The organism is Diaminobutyricibacter sp. McL0608 (genome assembly GCF_039613825.1).
Taxonomy (GTDB): Bacteria; Actinomycetota; Actinomycetes; order Actinomycetales; family Microbacteriaceae; genus Diaminobutyricibacter.
On the sequence record NZ_CP154826.1, the window covers coordinates 718247 to 736027 of the forward strand.

General features: G+C 67.8%; 15 protein-coding genes. 5 read left to right on the forward strand and 10 right to left on the reverse strand.

Annotated elements, in window-relative coordinates; translation table 11 throughout:
- Positions 1 to 80: 80 nt before the first annotated feature.
- On the reverse strand, positions 81 to 1532 hold the full coding sequence (locus AAYO93_RS03385) for an aspartate aminotransferase family protein (protein ID WP_345763608.1): 1452 nt from the start codon (positions 1530 to 1532) through the stop codon (positions 81 to 83).
- 11 nt (positions 1533 to 1543) lie between these two features.
- Complete coding sequence (locus AAYO93_RS03390) at positions 1544 to 3028, reverse strand: CoA-acylating methylmalonate-semialdehyde dehydrogenase (protein ID WP_345763609.1); 1485 nt, start codon at positions 3026 to 3028, stop codon at positions 1544 to 1546.
- 169 nt (positions 3029 to 3197) lie between these two features.
- Between AAYO93_RS03390 and AAYO93_RS03395 the strand changes: the two genes are divergently transcribed.
- Positions 3198 to 4796 carry a PucR family transcriptional regulator gene (locus AAYO93_RS03395; protein ID WP_345763610.1) on the forward strand — a complete coding sequence of 533 codons (1599 nt, stop codon included), beginning with the start codon at positions 3198 to 3200 and terminating at the stop codon, positions 4794 to 4796.
- Between the two features lie 23 nt (positions 4797 to 4819).
- Here the strand turns inward: AAYO93_RS03395 and AAYO93_RS03400 are convergent, their stop codons facing one another.
- The 7 genes from AAYO93_RS03400 to AAYO93_RS03430 form a co-directional block, all read right to left on the reverse strand.
- On the reverse strand, positions 4820 to 5779 hold the full coding sequence (locus tag AAYO93_RS03400; protein ID WP_345763611.1) for an endonuclease domain-containing protein: 960 nt from the start codon (positions 5777 to 5779) through the stop codon (positions 4820 to 4822).
- A gap of 157 nt (positions 5780 to 5936) precedes the next feature.
- Positions 5937 to 6281 (reverse strand): cupin domain-containing protein, encoded by a 345-nt coding sequence (locus tag AAYO93_RS03405; RefSeq protein WP_345763612.1) that lies wholly within the window; start codon positions 6279 to 6281, stop codon positions 5937 to 5939.
- Between the two features lie 9 nt (positions 6282 to 6290).
- Positions 6291 to 7208, reverse strand: coding sequence for an ABC transporter permease (locus AAYO93_RS03410; RefSeq protein WP_345763613.1), 918 nt, complete (start codon positions 7206 to 7208; stop codon positions 6291 to 6293).
- Complete coding sequence (locus AAYO93_RS03415) at positions 7205 to 8164, reverse strand: ABC transporter permease (RefSeq protein ID WP_345763614.1); 960 nt, start codon at positions 8162 to 8164, stop codon at positions 7205 to 7207. The genes AAYO93_RS03410 and AAYO93_RS03415 overlap by 4 nt, the downstream gene beginning before the upstream one ends.
- On the reverse strand, positions 8164 to 9330 hold the full coding sequence (locus tag AAYO93_RS03420) for a polyamine ABC transporter substrate-binding protein (RefSeq protein ID WP_345763615.1): 1167 nt from the start codon (positions 9328 to 9330) through the stop codon (positions 8164 to 8166). Before AAYO93_RS03420 ends, AAYO93_RS03415 begins: the two co-directional genes overlap by 1 nt.
- Complete coding sequence (locus AAYO93_RS03425; protein ID WP_345763616.1) at positions 9330 to 10454, reverse strand: ABC transporter ATP-binding protein; 1125 nt, start codon at positions 10452 to 10454, stop codon at positions 9330 to 9332. Before AAYO93_RS03425 ends, AAYO93_RS03420 begins: the two co-directional genes overlap by 1 nt.
- 52 nt (positions 10455 to 10506) lie before the next feature.
- Positions 10507 to 11934: an NAD(P)/FAD-dependent oxidoreductase gene (locus AAYO93_RS03430; RefSeq protein WP_345763617.1), complete on the reverse strand. Its 1428-nt coding sequence runs from the start codon at positions 11932 to 11934 to the stop codon at positions 10507 to 10509.
- A 156-nt stretch (positions 11935 to 12090) separates the two neighbouring features.
- On the opposite strand from AAYO93_RS03430, the gene AAYO93_RS03435 reads away from it, so the two are divergent.
- Both AAYO93_RS03435 and AAYO93_RS03440 read left to right on the forward strand, forming a co-directional pair.
- Positions 12091 to 12537 carry a hypothetical protein gene (locus AAYO93_RS03435; RefSeq protein WP_345763618.1) on the forward strand — a complete coding sequence of 149 codons (447 nt, stop codon included), beginning with the start codon at positions 12091 to 12093 and terminating at the stop codon, positions 12535 to 12537.
- Entirely contained in the window at positions 12537 to 12959 is a 423-nt protein-coding gene (locus AAYO93_RS03440; protein ID WP_345763619.1) for a hypothetical protein, read from the forward strand. Before AAYO93_RS03435 ends, AAYO93_RS03440 begins: the two co-directional genes overlap by 1 nt.
- 18 nt (positions 12960 to 12977) lie before the next feature.
- On the opposite strand, the gene AAYO93_RS03445 is transcribed toward AAYO93_RS03440, so the two are convergent.
- On the reverse strand, positions 12978 to 14477 hold the full coding sequence (locus tag AAYO93_RS03445; RefSeq protein ID WP_345763620.1) for a helix-turn-helix domain-containing protein: 1500 nt from the start codon (positions 14475 to 14477) through the stop codon (positions 12978 to 12980).
- Positions 14478 to 14617: 140 nt separating this feature from the next.
- On the opposite strand from AAYO93_RS03445, the gene aceA reads away from it, so the two are divergent.
- Complete coding sequence (aceA, locus tag AAYO93_RS03450; RefSeq protein ID WP_345763621.1) at positions 14618 to 15943, forward strand: isocitrate lyase; 1326 nt, start codon at positions 14618 to 14620, stop codon at positions 15941 to 15943.
- Positions 15944 to 16038: 95 nt separating this feature from the next.
- On the forward strand, positions 16039 to 17670 hold the full coding sequence (aceB, locus tag AAYO93_RS03455; RefSeq protein ID WP_345763622.1) for a malate synthase A: 1632 nt from the start codon (positions 16039 to 16041) through the stop codon (positions 17668 to 17670).
- Positions 17671 to 17781 lie beyond the last annotated feature (111 nt).

Below are 17781 nucleotides of genomic sequence, written 5' to 3' on the forward strand. Positions count from 1 at the left end.
ACCGTCTGTTCCGGTCGAGCGCGCCTGTTATGCGTGGCGCTCTCGACCGGGACTGTCGCTCTCGGTGAGGGCGGGCCGGACTATTCCGTGAAACGGTCGGCGACGGTGAGGGCTGCGTCGATGGCGGCGAGGCCGTGACGCAGTTCGCCTTCGCTGATGATCAGCGGCGGTGCGATGTGGATGCGGTTGAAGTGGGTGAACGGCCAGACTCCCGCAGCCTTGCAGGCGGCGGCGACCTCGCCCATCGGTGCTGCGTCGGCGCCGGCGGCGTTGAACGGGACCAGGGGTTCGCGCGTGTCGCGCGACCGCACCAGTTCGAGCGCCCAGCACATCCCGCGACCGCGGACCTCGCCGAGTGACGGGTGGCGTGCGAGCCAGGACGTGATCTCGGGTTCGATGACGCGTTCGCCGAGGTCCCGGACGCGTCCGAGGATGTCGTCGCGCTCGAACACGTCGAACGTCGCGACGCCGGCAGCGCAGGCGAGCGGATGCCCGGAGTAGGTGAGACCACCCTCGAACGAGACGTCGTCGAAGAACGATGCGATGCGGTCGGAGATGACGACGCCACCGAGGGGCACGTAGCCGGAGTTGACCCCTTTGGCGAAGGTGATCAGGTCGGGGGTGACCCCGAACGCGTCGACCGCGAACCACTCGCCGATACGGCCGAATCCGACCATCACTTCGTCGGCGATGTAGACGATCCCGTACTTGTCGCAGAGTTCGCGCACTCCGGCCAGATAGCCGGGCGGGGGAACGAGCACACCGTTGGTGCCGACGACCGTCTCCATGATGATGGCGGCCACCGTTGCAGCGCCTTCGAGCACGATGACGTTCTCCAGGTGTTCGAGCGCGCGCTGGGTCTCTTCCTGGGGCGTGGACGCGTGGAACGCCGACCGGTACAGGTACGGGCCGAAGAAATGCGCGACCGAGGAGTCGCTCGGCTCGTTCGCCCAGCGACGCGGGTCGCCCGTCAGCGAGATCGCCGTCGAGGTGCCGCCGTGGTAGGAGCGGTACATCGAGAGCACCTTGCGGCGACCGGTGACGCGGCGTGCCATGCGGACGGCATACTCATTGGCGTCGGCCCCGCCGTTGGTGAAGAAGACCTTGTTGAGGTCGCCGGGCGCCACGCTCGCGACACGGCGAGCGAGTTCGCCGCGGACGTCGCTGGCCATCGACGGCTGGATCGTGGCCAGTCTCCCCGCCTGATCCTGGATCGCGCGCACGAGGTCCGGATGCTGGTGCCCGAGGTTGAGGTTGACGAGCTGCGAGCTGAAGTCGAGGTAGGCGTTGCCCTCGTAGTCCCAGAACGTCGAGCCTTCACCTGCGGCGACCGGAAGCGGGTTGATCTGCGCCTGCGCACTCCAGGAGTGGAAGACGTGCTTGCGGTCGTCGGACCGCACCTGCTGCTCCGCGGCCGCGTCGCCGAACGGATGCTCGGTGCCGACCCTGTCGAGGTAGCCGGTCACGGTTCCGGTCACGGCGCCGGTCACAGCGCCCGTCACCGCATCCGTTGCCTGAATGGTGTCTGTCATCGTTGTGCCTTTCAGGAGTTGCCGGGGAAGGCGAGTTCGATCTTGGAGTGCACCGGGTCGGGCCAGCGCGAGGTGACGACCTTGCTGCGCGTGTAGAAGTGGAACGACTCCGGGCCGTAGATGTGCGCGTCGCCGAAGAGGGAGTTCTTCCACCCGCCGAACGAGAACGCCCCGATCGGAACGGGAATGGGGACGTTGATGCCGACCATGCCGACCTCGATCTCGAATTCGAACTGGCGGGCAGCGCCGCCGTCGCGGGTGAAGAGGGCGACGCCGTTGCCGTACTGGTTGGCGTTGACGAGGGCGATCGCCTCCTCGAACGTGTCGACACGGACGACGGACAGGACCGGGCCGAAGATCTCGTCGGTGTAGACGCGCATGTCGGTTGCGACGTGGTCGAGGAGGCTGACGCCGATGAAGAACCCGTCGTTGTCGAATGCCTTCTGCGAGCCGTCGACGACGACGGTTGCGCCTTCGCCGGCTGCGCCGGTGACGTACGAGGCGACCTTTTCGCGGTGCTCCCGGGTGATCAGCGGACCCATCTCGGAGGCGGCGTGCGTGCCGTCGCCGATGACGAGGGAGCCGAGGCGTCGCTCGATGGCGGCGACGAGCGGGTCGCCGACCTCGCCGACGGCGACCAGCACACTGACGGCCATGCAGCGTTCGCCGGCCGAGCCGTACGCGGCGGAGACGGCGGCATCCGCCGCGGCTTCGATGTCGGCGTCTTCGAGGACGACCATGTGGTTCTTCGCGCCGCCAAGTGCCTGGACGCGCTTGCCGTTGGCGCTCGCGCGCTGGTAGATCGACCGCGCGATCGGGGTGGAGCCGACGAAGCTCACCGCGTCGACATCCGAGCTGTCGAGGATGGTGTCGACCGCGATCTTGTCGCCGTGCACGACGTTGAGCACGCCGGCCGGGAGCCCGGCTTCCAGGAACAGGTTGGCCAGGTAGACGGAGGCGGACGGGTCCTTCTCGCTGGGTTTCAGCACGACCGTGTTGCCGCACGCGATGGCGCTGGCGACCATCCACAGAGGGACCATCACGGGAAAGTTGAACGGCGTGATGCAACCGACGACGCCGACCGGCTGCTTGACGCTGTGCACGTCGATGCCGGTGGAGACCTGCTGGCTGTACTCGCCCTTGAGCAGGTTGATGAGGCCCGATGCGAATTCGACGTTCTCGAGTCCGCGGCCGATTTCGCCTGCCGCGTCGGAGAGCACCTTTCCGTGCTCGCTCGTGACGATGGCAGCGAGTTCGGGGGTGCGCTCCTTGAGGAGGTGACGCAGCCGGAACATGACGTCGGCCCTCCTGGTCAGGCTGGTCGCGCGCCACGCGGGAAGTGCCGCCTTGGCTGCCGCGATGGCGGTCTCGACGTCGGAGACGGAGCCGAGGACGACCTCGTGCTGCCTCTCGCCGGTGGCTGGGTTGAAGACGGGTCCGGTGCGTTCGGGGGTGCCGAACTCTTCACCGTTGACGACGTGTCGAATGAGGGCCACGAACGGCCTACCTCTCTGAACGGGCCGGCGGCCGCACGCCTTCGCGCGACGCTGCCGGACAAAATGCCCGGGCTGGGCACTAGGCTTACACCCCAATGATTGCAGAGCAGTTCGGGAGGACTCCTTGCCAGATCGTCGCAGCTTTGGTGTCGACAGTACACATCGTCCGATGAACAGCGCGCCCGCGGGTGATGCCGCAGTCGTGCTGCCGACGATCCGCGAGGTGCTCCATTTCGAGGATGTCGCAGGCGCGTTGCCGGAGGTGTTGGCCGGTGCTGACCACCTCGACAGGCCCGTGCGCTGGGTTCACGTCACCGAGACGGCCTCCGTCGCCCACCTTGTGAGCGGAGGCGAGCTGCTGCTCTCGACCGGCGTCGGCTGGCCGAGCGACGACGCGGGGCTGCGCGGTTTCATCGCCCAGCTCGTCAGCGCCGGTATCGCCGGTCTCGTGCTCGAGCTGGGCGTGCGCTTCGACGCGGTTCCTCCCGCGCTGATCGCGGAGGCAGGCGCACTCGGGCTTCCGCTGATCGTGCTGCACCGTGAAGCCCGCTTCGTGGCCATCACGGAGGCGGTGCACTCCCGGATCATCTCGGACCAGATGGCGGCCCTGCGCGCCCGGGATGACATCCACGCTCTCTTCACCGAGCTGAGCCTCCGGGGGAGCCCCGCCGACTTCATCGTCTCGCAGGTCGGGCGCGTGCTCGGCGCCCCGGTGGTTCTCGAGAACCTCAACCACCAGGTCGTCGCGCTCGAAGCGCTCGACGCGGGAGACGACGTGCTCGACGAGTGGGAACAGCGCTCCCGGCTCGCACACCGCTCGCAGGACACCGACTGGTTGATCACGCCGGTCGAAGCCAGAGGGATCCGCTGGGGCCATCTCATCGCCCTCCCCGGCGACCCCCACCCTGCAGGACGGTCGAACGTGCTCGAGCAGGCCGCTGTCGCGCTTGCGCTCAGTCGTCTGGCCGATCGCGACGCCGACGAGTGGACGCGGCAGAGCCACGAGCACCTGCTCCGTGCCCTCGTCGGCGGGCGCTTCACCAGTGAGAGCGGACTCGTGGCCCGATTCGAGTCGGCGGGCATCGCGGTGCGCGGAAGGCGCCTGGTCGGCCTCGCGCTCGCGTCGCGTTCCGGCGCGGCAGATGCCCCCGCAGCGCTCAGCGCCGCGCGGGAGATCGGTGTCGACGCCCTTGCCGGGGCGCACCCCACAGCGCCCGGCGCGCAGCTCATCGTCGCCCTCTCCCTCGGCCAGAACCAGCAGCTGACCGATCACGCGCTCGACACCTTCGCTCGTCGTTATGCTCATGCAGCAAGTCTTCCCGTCGAGGAACTCGTCATTGCTGTCGGGGCGGAAGCTGTGGACATCCCGGGTCTCCTCGCGTCTGTGGAGGAAGCGACGGAGCTGCTCACCCGCAACGGCGGAACCAAGCGACGGAACCTCACCGTCTACCGGGTCGACAGCAGACCGTTGCTGCGATTCATCAACTCCTTCGGCAGTGACCCGCGGCTGCAGGCGCACAGCGAGCAGATGCTGCGACCGCTGATCGAGTACGACCTCGACAACGGGGGAGACCTCCTGGCGGTGCTGCACGCGTACGCCGCGAACCCCGGCAACCGCACCAAGGCCGCCGCGTCGAGCCATCTCTCGCGCTCCGTCTTCTACCAGCGGATCGCACTCATCGAGGACCTCCTCGGCGCCGACCTCGACGACGGCGAGACGGTCAGCGCCCTGCACGCCGCCCTCCTGGCCCGCCGCACCCCTGCCTGACCTGCGAAAGGTGCGAGAAGTAGTCAATCGAACGGTCGAACTCCACTTCTCGCACCTTTCGCGGGCAAAAGTCCCAGGCGCCTCAGCCGATCCTCGAATTCTCGCCGCGACCCGAACAGATGCTTCGAGGTGACCCGGACCACCTGGTAGCCGGCACGTTTGAACAGTTCCTCGCGATCGATATCGCGCTGCCATTGCTCGGGATCGACGCGGTGCCCGTCTCCTTCGTATTCGAACGTCACACGATCGTCGGGAAGGAGCAGATCGGGATGCAGCACCATGCGCCCTGCGACGATGACCGGCGGCTGGACGACAGGCTCCGGGAGCCCTGCCTCCACCAGCCGAAGGCGGAGGAGCGTCTCGGGAGGTGAGTCGGCTCCGAATCGGATGCGTTCCAGCGCCGTGGCGCGATGGACGGCGCCACGCTTCGAACCGTACCGTGCGCAGGCGTCCGCGAGCGCGACGATGTCGAGAATCGGTGCCCGGTTGCGCGACCCGACGAGAAAGTCTCCGGCTGCGACCAGGTCGGATGGCCCGATCACTGTCGACAATTGGCACCAGATGTCGACCGGGGAGCAGGAAGGGTACTTGCTCCCCGTCGTACCGACCCGGACATCGGCCGAGATCCGATGCCCCATGACACCCGCTGCGCGTGGGGGCGTCCGCGGCGCACGAACGCTGACGTGTACCGAATCGGCCCGCATCTGGGGAGGCAGGGGAATGCCGACCAGTGCAGCTCCGGTCGTGTGACTGAACCACTGTCCTGGCAGCATTCGAACGAGGTACGCGTCGCATGCCCTGCGCACCTGATCGAGATCTCGCGAAGAGGAATCGTGCTGACCGGCAAGCACATTCACGCCGTAGAAGGGATGCTCGACTGTCCGTGCACGCAGCCGCCACGGGCCGACTCCGCGGTCGGCAGCATCCGCCGTGGAGAAATGGATCGAACGAAGCTCGGGCGGGAGATCAAGAGGGTGCCTCATAGTACAAGGCTGGCGGCAGGCCTGGACCGTCCGAAAGGCACCCGGGAGATCTGTGGAGAGCGGTCGACGCGCTCGACGCGGTCGACGCGCTCGAAAGGTGCGAGAAGTGGTCAAACGGCTGCGAATAGTCCACTTCTCGCACCTTTCGGCGCCGAGCTCAGCCCAGGTACACCTTCCGCAGCGTCTCGGTCACCGTCCACACCGTGCGCGCCCCCGCGCGCAACTGCACCACGTCGCCCGGCCCGAGCAGCATCCACGTGCCCGTATCGACGAACTCCACCGTCGCCCGGCCCGAGACGACCACGAAGAGCTCATCCGCTTCGACGTCGCTCATCGCGCCGGGCGTCATCTCCCACACGCCGACCTCGTGACCGGCGAACGAACCCAGGGCAGCAGACCCCGTCGCAGGCGAACCGGTCACGACCTGCTCGTGCGGGATGGGCTCGTGGTCGAGCACGAGGTCGACGGCGCCGATGCGGCCGACCCTTTCGAGTACATCCATGCTGTGCTCCTATGCGCTGGCGAGGGTTTTGGCCATCTCTTCGGCGTTCGCCCCGCCGCGCCGGAGCACGAGGGCGACGACCGCGAGGGCGACCAGGGTGAGTATGAACATGACGGTGGAGACGGCGGCGATCTCGGGGCGGAGCCCGACCTTCAGCGAGCTGAAGATGTAGACCGGCCAGGGTGTGGATCCGGGCACCTGCACGAAGCTCGAGACGATCGTGTTGTCGAGGCTCAGTGTGAAGGACATGAGCGCACCGGCCCAGATCGCAGGGCTCGCGACGGGAAGCGTGATCTGCCAGAACCGTTTGAGCGGCGGCGCGTAGAGGTCGGCTGCCGCCTCTTCGAGCGATTCGTCCATCCCCTGCATCCTGGCGCGCACGATGAAGGTGACGACGGCGACGGACAGCACTGCGTGCGAGGTCACGAGTCGCACGAGGCCGTTGCTGAAGATCCCGATCCCGAAGTCGGTGCCGAGGCTGACGAACCAGGGCAGCATCGACACGGCATCGACGATCTCGGGCGTGAACAGGGTGATCGACAGCAGTACGGTAGCCCAGATCACCCAGTTGGCCTTCACCCGGGAGCGCGCGAGGGCGAGGCCGCCGAGGGTTCCGAGGATGGTCGACACGGCTGCGGCGCCGACGGCCGCCTCGAGCGAGGTGAACACGGAGCCGCGGATGACCGGGCTGGCCCACGCGCTCGTGTACGCCGTGAAGCCGAATCCCTGCCAGGTGGCGAGCAGGCGTCCGGTGTTGAACGAGTACGCGAGCATCACGATGATCGGAAGGAACAGGAACAGGAAGACGAGCACGCCCCAGACCGTCAGTCCGATGCGGACGCCGTCGCGTCGCTTGCGGTTGAGCGGGACCTCGGCCGGTTCGACCGGGGCCGTCGCAGTCGAGGCACGGGTTTCGAGTACGGTCATGCTGCACCTCCGGCTGCGGTGAAGTCGACGCGTCTCGCGCGCCGTACGAAGAAGCGGATGAGCAGGGCCGCGCCGCCGACGACGACCACCGCCGCCGCGATGAACAGCATCAGAAGCACGGCCATCGCCGATCCGAGCGCCCAGTTCTGGGCCGTGTTGAACTGGCTGGCGACCAGCTGGCCGACCATGTTGCCTTGCGCGCCGCCGAGTACCGAGGCTGTGACGTAGTCGCCCATCAGCGGGATGAACACCAGCAGGCACCCGGATGCGATCCCCGGCGCGGCGACCGGCAACGTCACCTGCAGGAAGGTCCGCACCCGGTTCGCGCCGAGGTCGGCGCTCGCTTCACGCAGGGGAGCCCCGGCCCGGTCCATCGCCACGTACAGCGGCAGGATCATCAGAGGCAGGTAGTTGTACACGACGCCCAGCTGCACCGCCGCCTGCGAGTAGAGGATGTCGAGGCGTCCGTGGATGAGCCCCAGGTTCTGCAGAGTGTCCGAGAGGAAACCCTGCGGTGAGAGCACGATCTGCCAGCCGAGCGTGCGCACGAGGAAGTTCGTCCAGAACGGCACGAGCACGAGCGCGAGGGCGAGCGCCCGGTAGCGCGGGTTCAGCTTGACGGCGAGCCAGTATGCGAACGGGATGGCGATCGCCAGGCAGATCGCGGTGCCGAGAAGCCCGATCTTGAGCGTGTTGAGGAACGTTCCGAGGAAGGTCGCGTCGAGCGCTTCACCGTAGCGGTCGAACGACAGCCGGTCGTTGGCGTGCGCCGAGAACAGGTCCGGTTTGTAGCCGAAGCTGTACCAGAGCACCAGTGCGAGCGGAACGACGAAGAAGAACAGCACGAACGCCCAGGTGGGGAAGCCGGCGACGGTGGTTCCGGAGATCCGCTGGCGGGGACGCCGCGGCGCGCGGGTGGATGCGGATGCGAGGTCGAGCGATTCTGTCGTGGTCATCAGGAGCCTGCTTTCGCCATCATCCGGTTCACGATCGACACCAGTCGTTCGGCCGAGCTGTTCAGTTCGGCGGGGGTGAGCCGTGCGATCACCTCGGCCGGGGGGAACACGAGTTCGGGCAGCGCGAAATCTTCCGCAGCCGCCTTCTCCTTCAGCCCCTTCACACCCGTGCTGTAGCCGATGTAGTCGACTTCGCGGAACGACACGTCGGTCTGCAGCATGTAGTCGATGAACGCGTAGGCCGCATCCGGATGCTGTGCGCCTTTCGCGATCGCCCAGGTGTCCATCCACAGGTTCGCGGTCGGCGTCGGGTACACGAATTTCCAGTTCTTGGGGATCGTGTCGGTCGCGAGCAGGCCTTGCCGCGCATCCCCGTTGAAGGCCTGGATGAGCGCGAAGGTGCCTTCGGGGATACCGCTGGTGACCGCTGTCGAGTTGAACGCCTTGATGTGTGGGGCAAGCGTTTCGACCAGGTATTTCTCTGCGGCGTCGAGATCCGATTTCTTCTCGGTGTTCGGGTCGATGCCGTGCGAGGCGAAGTACATGCTCGTCACCTCCCACGGGTCTTCGAGGACCGCGACGTTCTTGCTGGCCTCCTTCTGGGCCGCGTCGAGGAAGTCGGCCCACGATGTCAGGGGCCGCTTGATCACGTCGGTGTCGTAGGCGAACCCGGTGGTGCCCCAGTCCTTGCACACCGAGTAGGTGTTGCCACGGTCCCACGACTGGTCGAGGTAGGCCTTCTCGATGTTCGCGAGGTTGGGAAGCTGCGAGTGGTCGAGCCGCTGCAGCAGTCCGTTCGCCGCCATCATCGGGATGTACTGCCCGGTCGGCACGATGACGTCGTAACCGCTGGTCCCGCGGGTGGCACCGAGCTTTGCGATCATCTCCTCGTTCGAGCCGTAGCTGTCGAGCTGCACCGTCACGCCGGTCTTGCCGAAGGCGTTGAGGTTTCCGGGGTCGTCGTAGTCGCCCCAGCTGTAGACGTTGAGCTGGTTCTCGATCTTCCCGTCGGGGCGGGCGGATGCGGCGAACGCGGTTTCGCGGCTGCAGCCCGCGAGCGCGAGGCCCGCGCCTGCGACGACGAAGCCGGAGAGCAGGGCGCGGCGGGTGATGCGTGCTCCGCTGGCCTCGGGGATGAGGGCGCGGATGTCCGGACGGCGCGCCATCACGCAGCCAGCTCGTCGCCGTCGGCCGACGCGTCGTCCGGGAAGACGAGCAGGTCGCTCTCGTCCCAGCTGCACCAGACCGGGTCGCCGGTGGAGAGGTGTTCAGCCTGGTTGGGTGCGGTGCGGGCGAGCAGTTCGAGCCCGCTCGCCGTGAGGATCACGTACTGGATGACGTCGCCCAGGAACGAGATCCCGGCGAGTTTTCCGGGCAGCGCGACCCGCGCATCCGGTCGCGCAGCGGAGACGCGCACCGACTCCGCGCGGACGGCGGCACGCACCGCGGCACCTGCCGAACCCGCCGCCGAACCGGACCCGCTCGCCGAGGCACCGCGCAGAACACCGTCCGCACCGGCGAGGGCGCCGTCGGCCTGCACCGTCGCATCGATGAAGTTCTGCTTGCCGATGAAGCCGGCGACGAAAGCGTTCGCGGGATGCGCGTAGATCGCCTCCGTCGAACCGACCTGCTGGATGGCTCCGCCCTGCATGACGACGATCCGGTCGCTCATCGAGAGCGCCTCCTGCTGGTCGTGGGTGACGAAGATGAAGGTGATCCCGAGCTGGCGTTGCAGGAGCTTCAGCTCGATCTGCATCTCTTCGCGCAGCTTGCGGTCGAGCGCCGACATCGGCTCGTCGAGCAGCAGCACCTTCGGTCGATTCACGAGAGCCCGGGCGAGAGCGACACGCTGCTGCTGACCGCCCGAGAGCTTCTGGGGGCTGCGGTCTGCGAATCCGCCCATCCGGGCCATGTCGAGGGCGTCGCGCACGCGCTCGCCGAGCTCGGCGCGGCTCACGCGCTTCTGCCGCAGCCCGTAGGCGACGTTCTCGGCGACGGTCATGTGCGGGAACAGGGCATACGACTGGAACACCGTGTTGACCGGCCGCTTGTAGGGAGGCGTGTTCAGCACGCTGATGCCGCCGACCTCGATGTCACCGCGGTCGGGATGCTCGAATCCGGCGATCATCCGCAGCAGCGTCGTCTTGCCGCAGCCCGACGGCCCGAGCAGGGAGAGGAACTCTCCGCTGTTCACGTCGAGGCTGAGATCGGCGACGGCCGTCGCATCGCCGAAGGTCTTGGTGATGTGGCGCAGCCGGACCGCGCCGGTGGTGTCGGGGGAGTCGGTCACGGTGCTCTCCTTGGCTCTTCAGTGAGGGGTATCGGATGGGGCGGGTAGCGGGTCAGGAGTCGAAGCCGAGGCCGACGGCGTCGAGCGTCTTCAGGAAGAGGTTGCGCCTGCCGCCGTTGTGGTCGGCGCGGTCGAGCGACCAGCGCGTCAGGTTGATGCCGATGGATGCGGCGGGCTCCGGCGGGAACGGCAGGGGGCGGCTCCTGACCATGGCGAGTTCGGTGCGCTCGGTCGCGCGGCCTTCGAGCAGGTCGAGCATCACCTGGGCGCCGAAATGGGTTGATGCCACCCCGAGGCCGGTGAACCCGGTCGCGTAGGCGACGCGACCGTCGCGCGCACTGCCGAAGAAGGCACAGAAGCGGCTGCAGGTGTCGATGGCGCCCGCCCACTTGTTGCTGAACCGGATGCCCTCGAGCTGCGGGAACGTCGTGAAGAAGTGCGCCGCGAGGCGCCGGAACGTCTCCGGGCGGTCCTCATACTCTTCGCGCACCCGCCCGCCGTAGTGGTAGATCGCGTCGTAGCCGCCCCAGAGAATGCGGTTGTCACGGCTCAGCCGGTAGTAGTGGAACTGGTTCGCCGAGTCGCCGAGACCCTGCCGGCCCTCCCAGCCGATGGAGGCGAGTTGCGCATCCGTCAGCGGTTCGGTCATGAGCACGTAGTCGTAGACGGGAACGGTTTGAAGCCGGTTGCGCTTCAGCAGCGAGGGGAAGACATTGGTGGCGAGGGCGACCTTGCGGGCGCGCACGGTGCCGTGCGCGGTGTGGAGCTCTGCGCCCTGCGCGACACTGAGGGTGTTCGTGTCGAGGCCTTCGACGGGCGTGTGCTCGTGGATCTCGACGCCGAGTTCGGCGCACGCGCGGGCGAGCGCGACGGTCAGCTTCGCGGGGTGGATGAGGGCCGAGTCGCGGGTGCGGAACAGACCGGCTTCGAACGTGGGGGAGTTGACCTGCGCGCGCACGGCATCCGTGTCGAGGAAGACCGCGTCGTCGCCGTTCGCGCCCTCGAGCATCCATTCGGCCTGGTGCGGTTCGGTCGCGATGTCGATCGCGCCGTTGCGCTCGAAGTCGCAGTCGAGGCCCAGCTCGTTCACGGTCCGTTCGATCTCGTCGAGGTTCGCGCGGCCGAACTCCTGGAGCCGGTCGAACTCCTGCGGGAAGCGGGTGAGCCCGTTCTCTTCGCCGTGGGTGAGGCTTGATTCGCAGAAGCCGCCGTTGCGTCCGGACGCGGCCCAGCCGATCCGCCTGGCTTCCAGGAGCACGACCCGCCGCGACGGGTTCTCGCGTTTCGCGAGCAGGGCGGTCCAGAGGCCCGAGTATCCGCCGCCGACGACGGCGAGGTCGCAGTGCGTATCCGCGGTCAGGGCCGGGTAGTCGTCAGCCGGAGCATCCTCGATCCAGAACGGGGACTGCCGCGTGGCCGACAGCGCGTGGCTGACGATGGACGCATCCGGTCGCATTCTCTCGAAAACTGTGGTGCCCACGTCGATCCCCGCTTCTTCGCTCTGGTCCCTGTCATTCTCTCGGGGGTCCGGCTGTCCCCGACGTCGGATTCCGTCGCGAAATTGTGATTTTCCGGCCATTCCGTCCGGCGCAGCGGTGAGGCAGTATGTGGATGACCAATCCTCTGGGGGGATCACATGAAACGTCGCGGGCCTTTGCGCGCTCTCACGGTGGCCGGTGCGGGGGCACTCGCCATCGCTGCGGGGATTTCCGGATGCTCGTTCGGAGCCGCCGGCGACCCACCCGCATCCGTGCCGACGCCGACGGTGACCGTAACGACGACGGCCACGCCGGCCCCGGCGGCACCGTCACCGGACGACCCGATCGACGCGATGACGGCGTGGACCGCGTGCGCTGTGCTCGGCCAGGCGCAGTACGTCAACCAGACGCCGGGCTCTGAACTGCGCCCCTACGACCAGACGCATCCACCGACGAACAACGCGGACGGCAGCTGGAATGTGATTGTCTCGATGGCGCCTCCGCCCGGCGTACACGAGGGTTACGCCAGCATCGTCGCCCTGTGCGATATCAGCGGCGCGCTCGGTGCGCCGAAGCTCCTGCGCTGGACCCTGAAGGACATCTGATGACGAAGAGTCAGCGCTCTGCATTCACCGTGGTGGGTGCCGGCCTTGTGGGCCTGACCGTCGCGGTCGCTCTCTCGGGTTGCGCGTCTGCGGGCGACGCGGGGCACGTTCCGACACCGACGGTGACGGTGACGTCGACGGTCACGGCCACGCCCGTGCCGATCCCGCCGGCGGGCGACGATCCGATCACTCCGCTTTCGGCGTGGACGAGCTGTGCGATCGCGGCGCAGCACGACCGGGTCGGGACCGACGTGAAAATCGGCACCTTCGCCGAGTCGGCGCCACCGCAGAGCAACAGCGACGGGTCGTTCACGGTCTTCGTGCCTGTTTCACCGACGGGCCTGGGAACGTATATCTACGTGTGTCAGGTCAGCGGAACGCTGGCGAAGCCGAAGCTGATCTCGGCAGAGCCCAAGGACTGAGCGAGCCCAGTCGTGCGGTCAACGCGGCTGGTGGCGCTCGAGGAACGTGTAGACCTCGGTGGCGTCGACGCCGGGGAACGTGCCCGTCGGCAGCGCGGCGAGCAGGCTCGTCGGCGTGCGGGCACTCGGCCACGACTGGCTCTCCCATTTGTCCGCCAGGTCGGCGGGTGCGCGCCGGCAGCACGAATCGTCCGGGCAACGGGACACCGCCCGATGCGGCGTCTCACGCCCCCGGAACCACTTGACGTGCTCGAACGGCACCCCGACGCTGACGGAGTAGTCGCCCTCCTTGGCCTTCTCGATGCGTGACGTGCACCAGAAGGTGCCGCGCGGCGTGTCCGTGTACTGGTAGTACGGGCTGAACCGGTCGTCGACGTCGAACACGGTGCGCGCGGTCCAGCTGCGGCAGACGGTGGTTCCCTCGATCGCTCCCAGAGCATCCGACGGGAACGCGACGGAGTCGTTCTCGTACGCCTTGATGATCGTGCCCGACTCGTGCACCTTCATGAAATGCACCGGGATGCCGAGCCGCGCGGTGGCCAGGTTGGTGAAGCGGTGCGCGGCCGTCTCGTAGGAGACCGCGAACGCGTCGCGGAGGTCTTCCATCGAGATGCGCCGGAAGTTCTTCGCCTCGCTCAGGAACGAGACCGCGTCTTTCTGCGGCAGAAGGATCGCTGCCGTCAGGTAGTTGGTCTCCACGCGTTGCCGCAGAAAGTCGGCATAATTTCTGGGCTCGTCGTGTCCGCACAGGTGCGACGCGAAGGCCTGCAGGATCGGGGAACGCGAGTCGCGGGAAGCGGACTGCTCGGTCGGGAGGTAGATGCGTCCATTGCGTTTGTCGGTGACCGAGCGGGTCGAATGGGGCAGATCGCCGACGTAGTGCAGCGAGAATCCGAGATGGCTCGCCATGTCGGAGACGACCTGGTGCGAGACCGGGCCGCCGGTGTGGCCGACCGCTGCGAGCAACTCGGAAGCCATCTCCTCGAGCTCGCCGAAGTAGTTGTCGCGGGCACGCATCGTGCGCCTCAGTTCGGCGTTGGCGCGCCGCGCCTCCTCCGGGGTGGCCGCTCGTTCGCGGTGCAGCCGCTCGACCTCCTGATGGAGCGCGAGGATGGTGCGCAGGTTCTCGTCGCTCTGTCCCTTGGAAACGCGCACGGGTTCGAGCCCCAGCGCTGCGAACACCGGTCCGCGCTGTGCGCGTTCGACCGCGATCTCGAGTGCGGCGCGCTCGTTCGGCGGCTCGGGCGACAGCAGGTCGTCGACCGAGACGGAGAGTGCGGATGCGATGGAGCGCAGCAGGGACAGCCGCGGTTCGCGGTTGCCGTTCTCGATCGTCGACACCTGCGACGGTGCCCGATCGATGGCGGCGGCGAGGGCATCGAGGGTGAGCCCGCGCTGGATGCGGAACGCCCGGATGCGGCGGCCCAGCGTGAGCGCATCCACATCCGCGCCGGTCTCGGTCTCGGTCTCGGCGTCTCCGGTGAAGACGATCGCTGCGGTGACTTCGGTGCCCGTCATGCAGGACATGGTGACACGGCGCGGAAGTTCTGACAAACAGAAGAACGTCGAAAGTTCTGCCGACCAAACCGACCCGCGGGGGTTGCGTGCCCCGAAGGATCGATGCAAGAGCAGCCAGTCGACACCGATGGAGGACCGAAGTGAGCACCGCAGAGAAGACCCCCCGCAGACCCGGCGACGTGACGCAGACCGCAGCCGAGCTGCAGCTCGAATGGGACGCCGACCCGCGCTGGGAGGGCATCCGTCGTGACTACACCGCGGCCGACGTCGTCGCGCTCCGCGGCACCGTCCAGGAGGACCGCACCCTCGCCCGGCGTGGCGCCGAAAAGCTGTGGGAGCTCATCCACGAGTCCGGCACCGCCGACGACCCGCAGTGGGTCGCGGCCCTCGGTGCGCTCACCGGCAACCAGGCCGTGCAGCAGGTGCGTGCCGGTCTCAAAGCCATCTATCTTTCCGGCTGGCAGGTCGCCGCCGACGCGAACCTCGCCGGTCAGACCTACCCCGACCAGAGCCTGTACCCGGCGAACTCGGTGCCAGCTGTCGTCCGCCGCATCAACAACGCGCTCCTGCGCGCTGGTCAGATCTCGAACAGCGAGAACGGCGCCGACGACCGCGACTGGCTCGCGCCGATCGTGGCGGATGCTGAGGCCGGCTTCGGCGGCCCGCTCAACGCCTACGAGCTCATGCGGTCGATGATCGAAGCCGGCGCGGCCGGCGTGCACTGGGAGGACCAGCTGGCGAGCGAGAAGAAGTGCGGGCACATGGGCGGCAAGGTGCTCGTGCCGACCGGGCAGCACATCCGAACCCTGAACGCTGCGCGGCTCGCCGCCGACGTCGCGGGGGTCCCCACGATCGTGATCGCCCGCACCGACTCGCTCGCCGCGACCCTGCTCACGAGCGACCACGACGAACGGGACCGCGAGTTCCTCACCGGCGGGCGCACGGCCGAAGGCTTCTACGAGGTGCGCAACGGTATCGACCCAGTCATCGCGCGCGGCCTCGCCTACGCCCCGTACGCCGACCTGCTCTGGGTCGAATCGGCCGAGCCCGACCTGGAGCTGGCGCGGACGTTCGCAGAGCGCATCCACCGCGACTTCCCCGGCAAGAAGCTCGCGTACAACTGCTCGCCGTCGTTCAACTGGAGATCCCAGCTCGACGACGACCAGATCGCCCGGTTCCAGCGGGAGCTTGCGACGTACGGGTACGCATTCCAGTTCATCACCCTGGCCGGTTTCCACGCCCTCAACCACTCCATGTTCACGCTCGCGACGGACTACGCCGAGCGGCACATGAGCGCCTACGTCGACCTGCAGGAAGCCGAATTCGCCTCCGAGCGCCACGGCTACACCGCGACCCGCCACCAGCGGGAGGTCGGCACGGGCTATTTCGACCGGATCGCGACCGCGCTCAACCCTGACAGCGCCACGCTCGCCCTGGTCGGCAGCACCGAGTCCGAACAGTTCTGACACAACCATTCGACCGACGTGAGACAAATCGGTGCCCGGCGAGGCCGAGCAGCCCGGTTTGCCTCAAGTCGGCAACTCAAAGACAGGAGAAGACCATGATCGAGATCACGGGAGCGATCGAGGATCGCTTCGACGAGATACTGACCCCCGAGGCGATCGAGTTCCTGAGGGAGCTGCACGAGCGCTTCGCCGCCCGCCGGCACGAGCTGCTCGCCGAGCGCCTGCGCAAACGTGTCGACGCCGCGAACGGGCGCGACCCGCAGTTCCTGCCCGAGACCCGCCGCATCCGTGAGGACCCGTCGTGGCGGGTCGCGGGCGCCGGCCCGGGCCTCGAGGACCGGCGCGTCGAGATCACCGGCCCGACCGATCCGAAGATGACCATCAACGCCCTCAACTCGGGGGCGAAAGTCTGGCTCGCCGACCTGGAGGATGCGACCAGTCCGACCTGGGCGAACATCATCGGCGGCCAGGTCTCACTGTTCGATGCGGCTCGCGGCACGATCGCGCACACGAGTCCCGACGGCAGGCACTACCGCGTCACAGCCGGGGAGACGCCGACGATCGTGATGCGGCCACGCGGCTGGCACCTCGTCGAGAAGCACATCGAGTTCACCGACCGGGCCGGGCGTTCCATGGCGGCCTCGGCCAGCCTTGTCGATTTCGGGCTGTACTTCTGGCACAACGCCGCACCACTCGTCGCGGCGGGACGCGGCCCGTACTTCTACCTGCCGAAACTCGAGAGCCACGACGAGGCCCGCCTCTGGAACGACATCTTCGTGTTCGCCCAGGCGTATGTCGGGATGCCCGCCGGGACCATCCGCGCGACCGTGCTCATCGAGACCATCCAGGCCGCCTTCGAGATGGACGAGATCCTCTACGAACTCCGCGAGCACTGTGCCGGCCTCAACGCAGGCCGGTGGGACTACATCTTCAGCATCATCAAGACGTTCCGCTCGCGCGGTCGCCGGTTCGTGTTCCCCGACCGCAAGCAGATCACGATGACCGTCCCGTTCATGCGCGCCTACGCCGAACTGCTCGTCGCCACCTGTCACCGACGTGGCGCGTATGCCATCGGCGGCATGAGTGCGTTCATCCCGAACCGGCGCGATCCGCTGGTCACCGAGCAGGCGCTCGAGAAGGTCGGCGCCGACAAGCGGCGCGAGGCCGGCGACGGGTTCGACGGGACGTGGGTCGCGCATCCCGACCTGGTCGCGACAGCGCAGGCGGAGTTCGACGCGGTGCTCGGCGGCCGGCCGAACCAGCTCGACCGGTTGCGCGCGGATGTCCACGTCGATGGTGCCCAGCTGCTCGACATCGGCTCGATCGGCGGAGAAGTCACGCTCGACGGGGTCCGGGACAACGTCACGGTGGCGCTGCGCTACATCGAGGCCTGGCTGCGCGGCATCGGCGCGGTCGCGATCGACAACCTGATGGAGGATGCGGCGACCGCCGAGATCTCGCGCTCGCAGCTCTGGCAGTGGATCGAGAACCGCACGGTCACGGCGGAAGGAACGCTGGTCGACGCCCAGCTCGTCACGCGCATCCTCGGCCACGAGATCGTCCGCCTCGGCGGAACGCCGGGGGACCGCTTCGCGGAGGCGGCGGATGTGCTCAGCGACGTCGCGCTGCAGCCCGAGTTCCCGACATTCCTCACCATCGGCGCCTACGCGCGGTATCTCGTCGATGAGGCGCCCTCCGAGGAGGAGCCGCTGGCTCTCGCCGGCTGAGCGGTCGGCGTCGCCATCCGGCGCGTTCATACAACAGGAGATCGTGTGACGGGAGTGGTTCCTGAGGCGAATCGGCGCCTCGGGACCCCACTCCCGTGCACTCCTGTCACA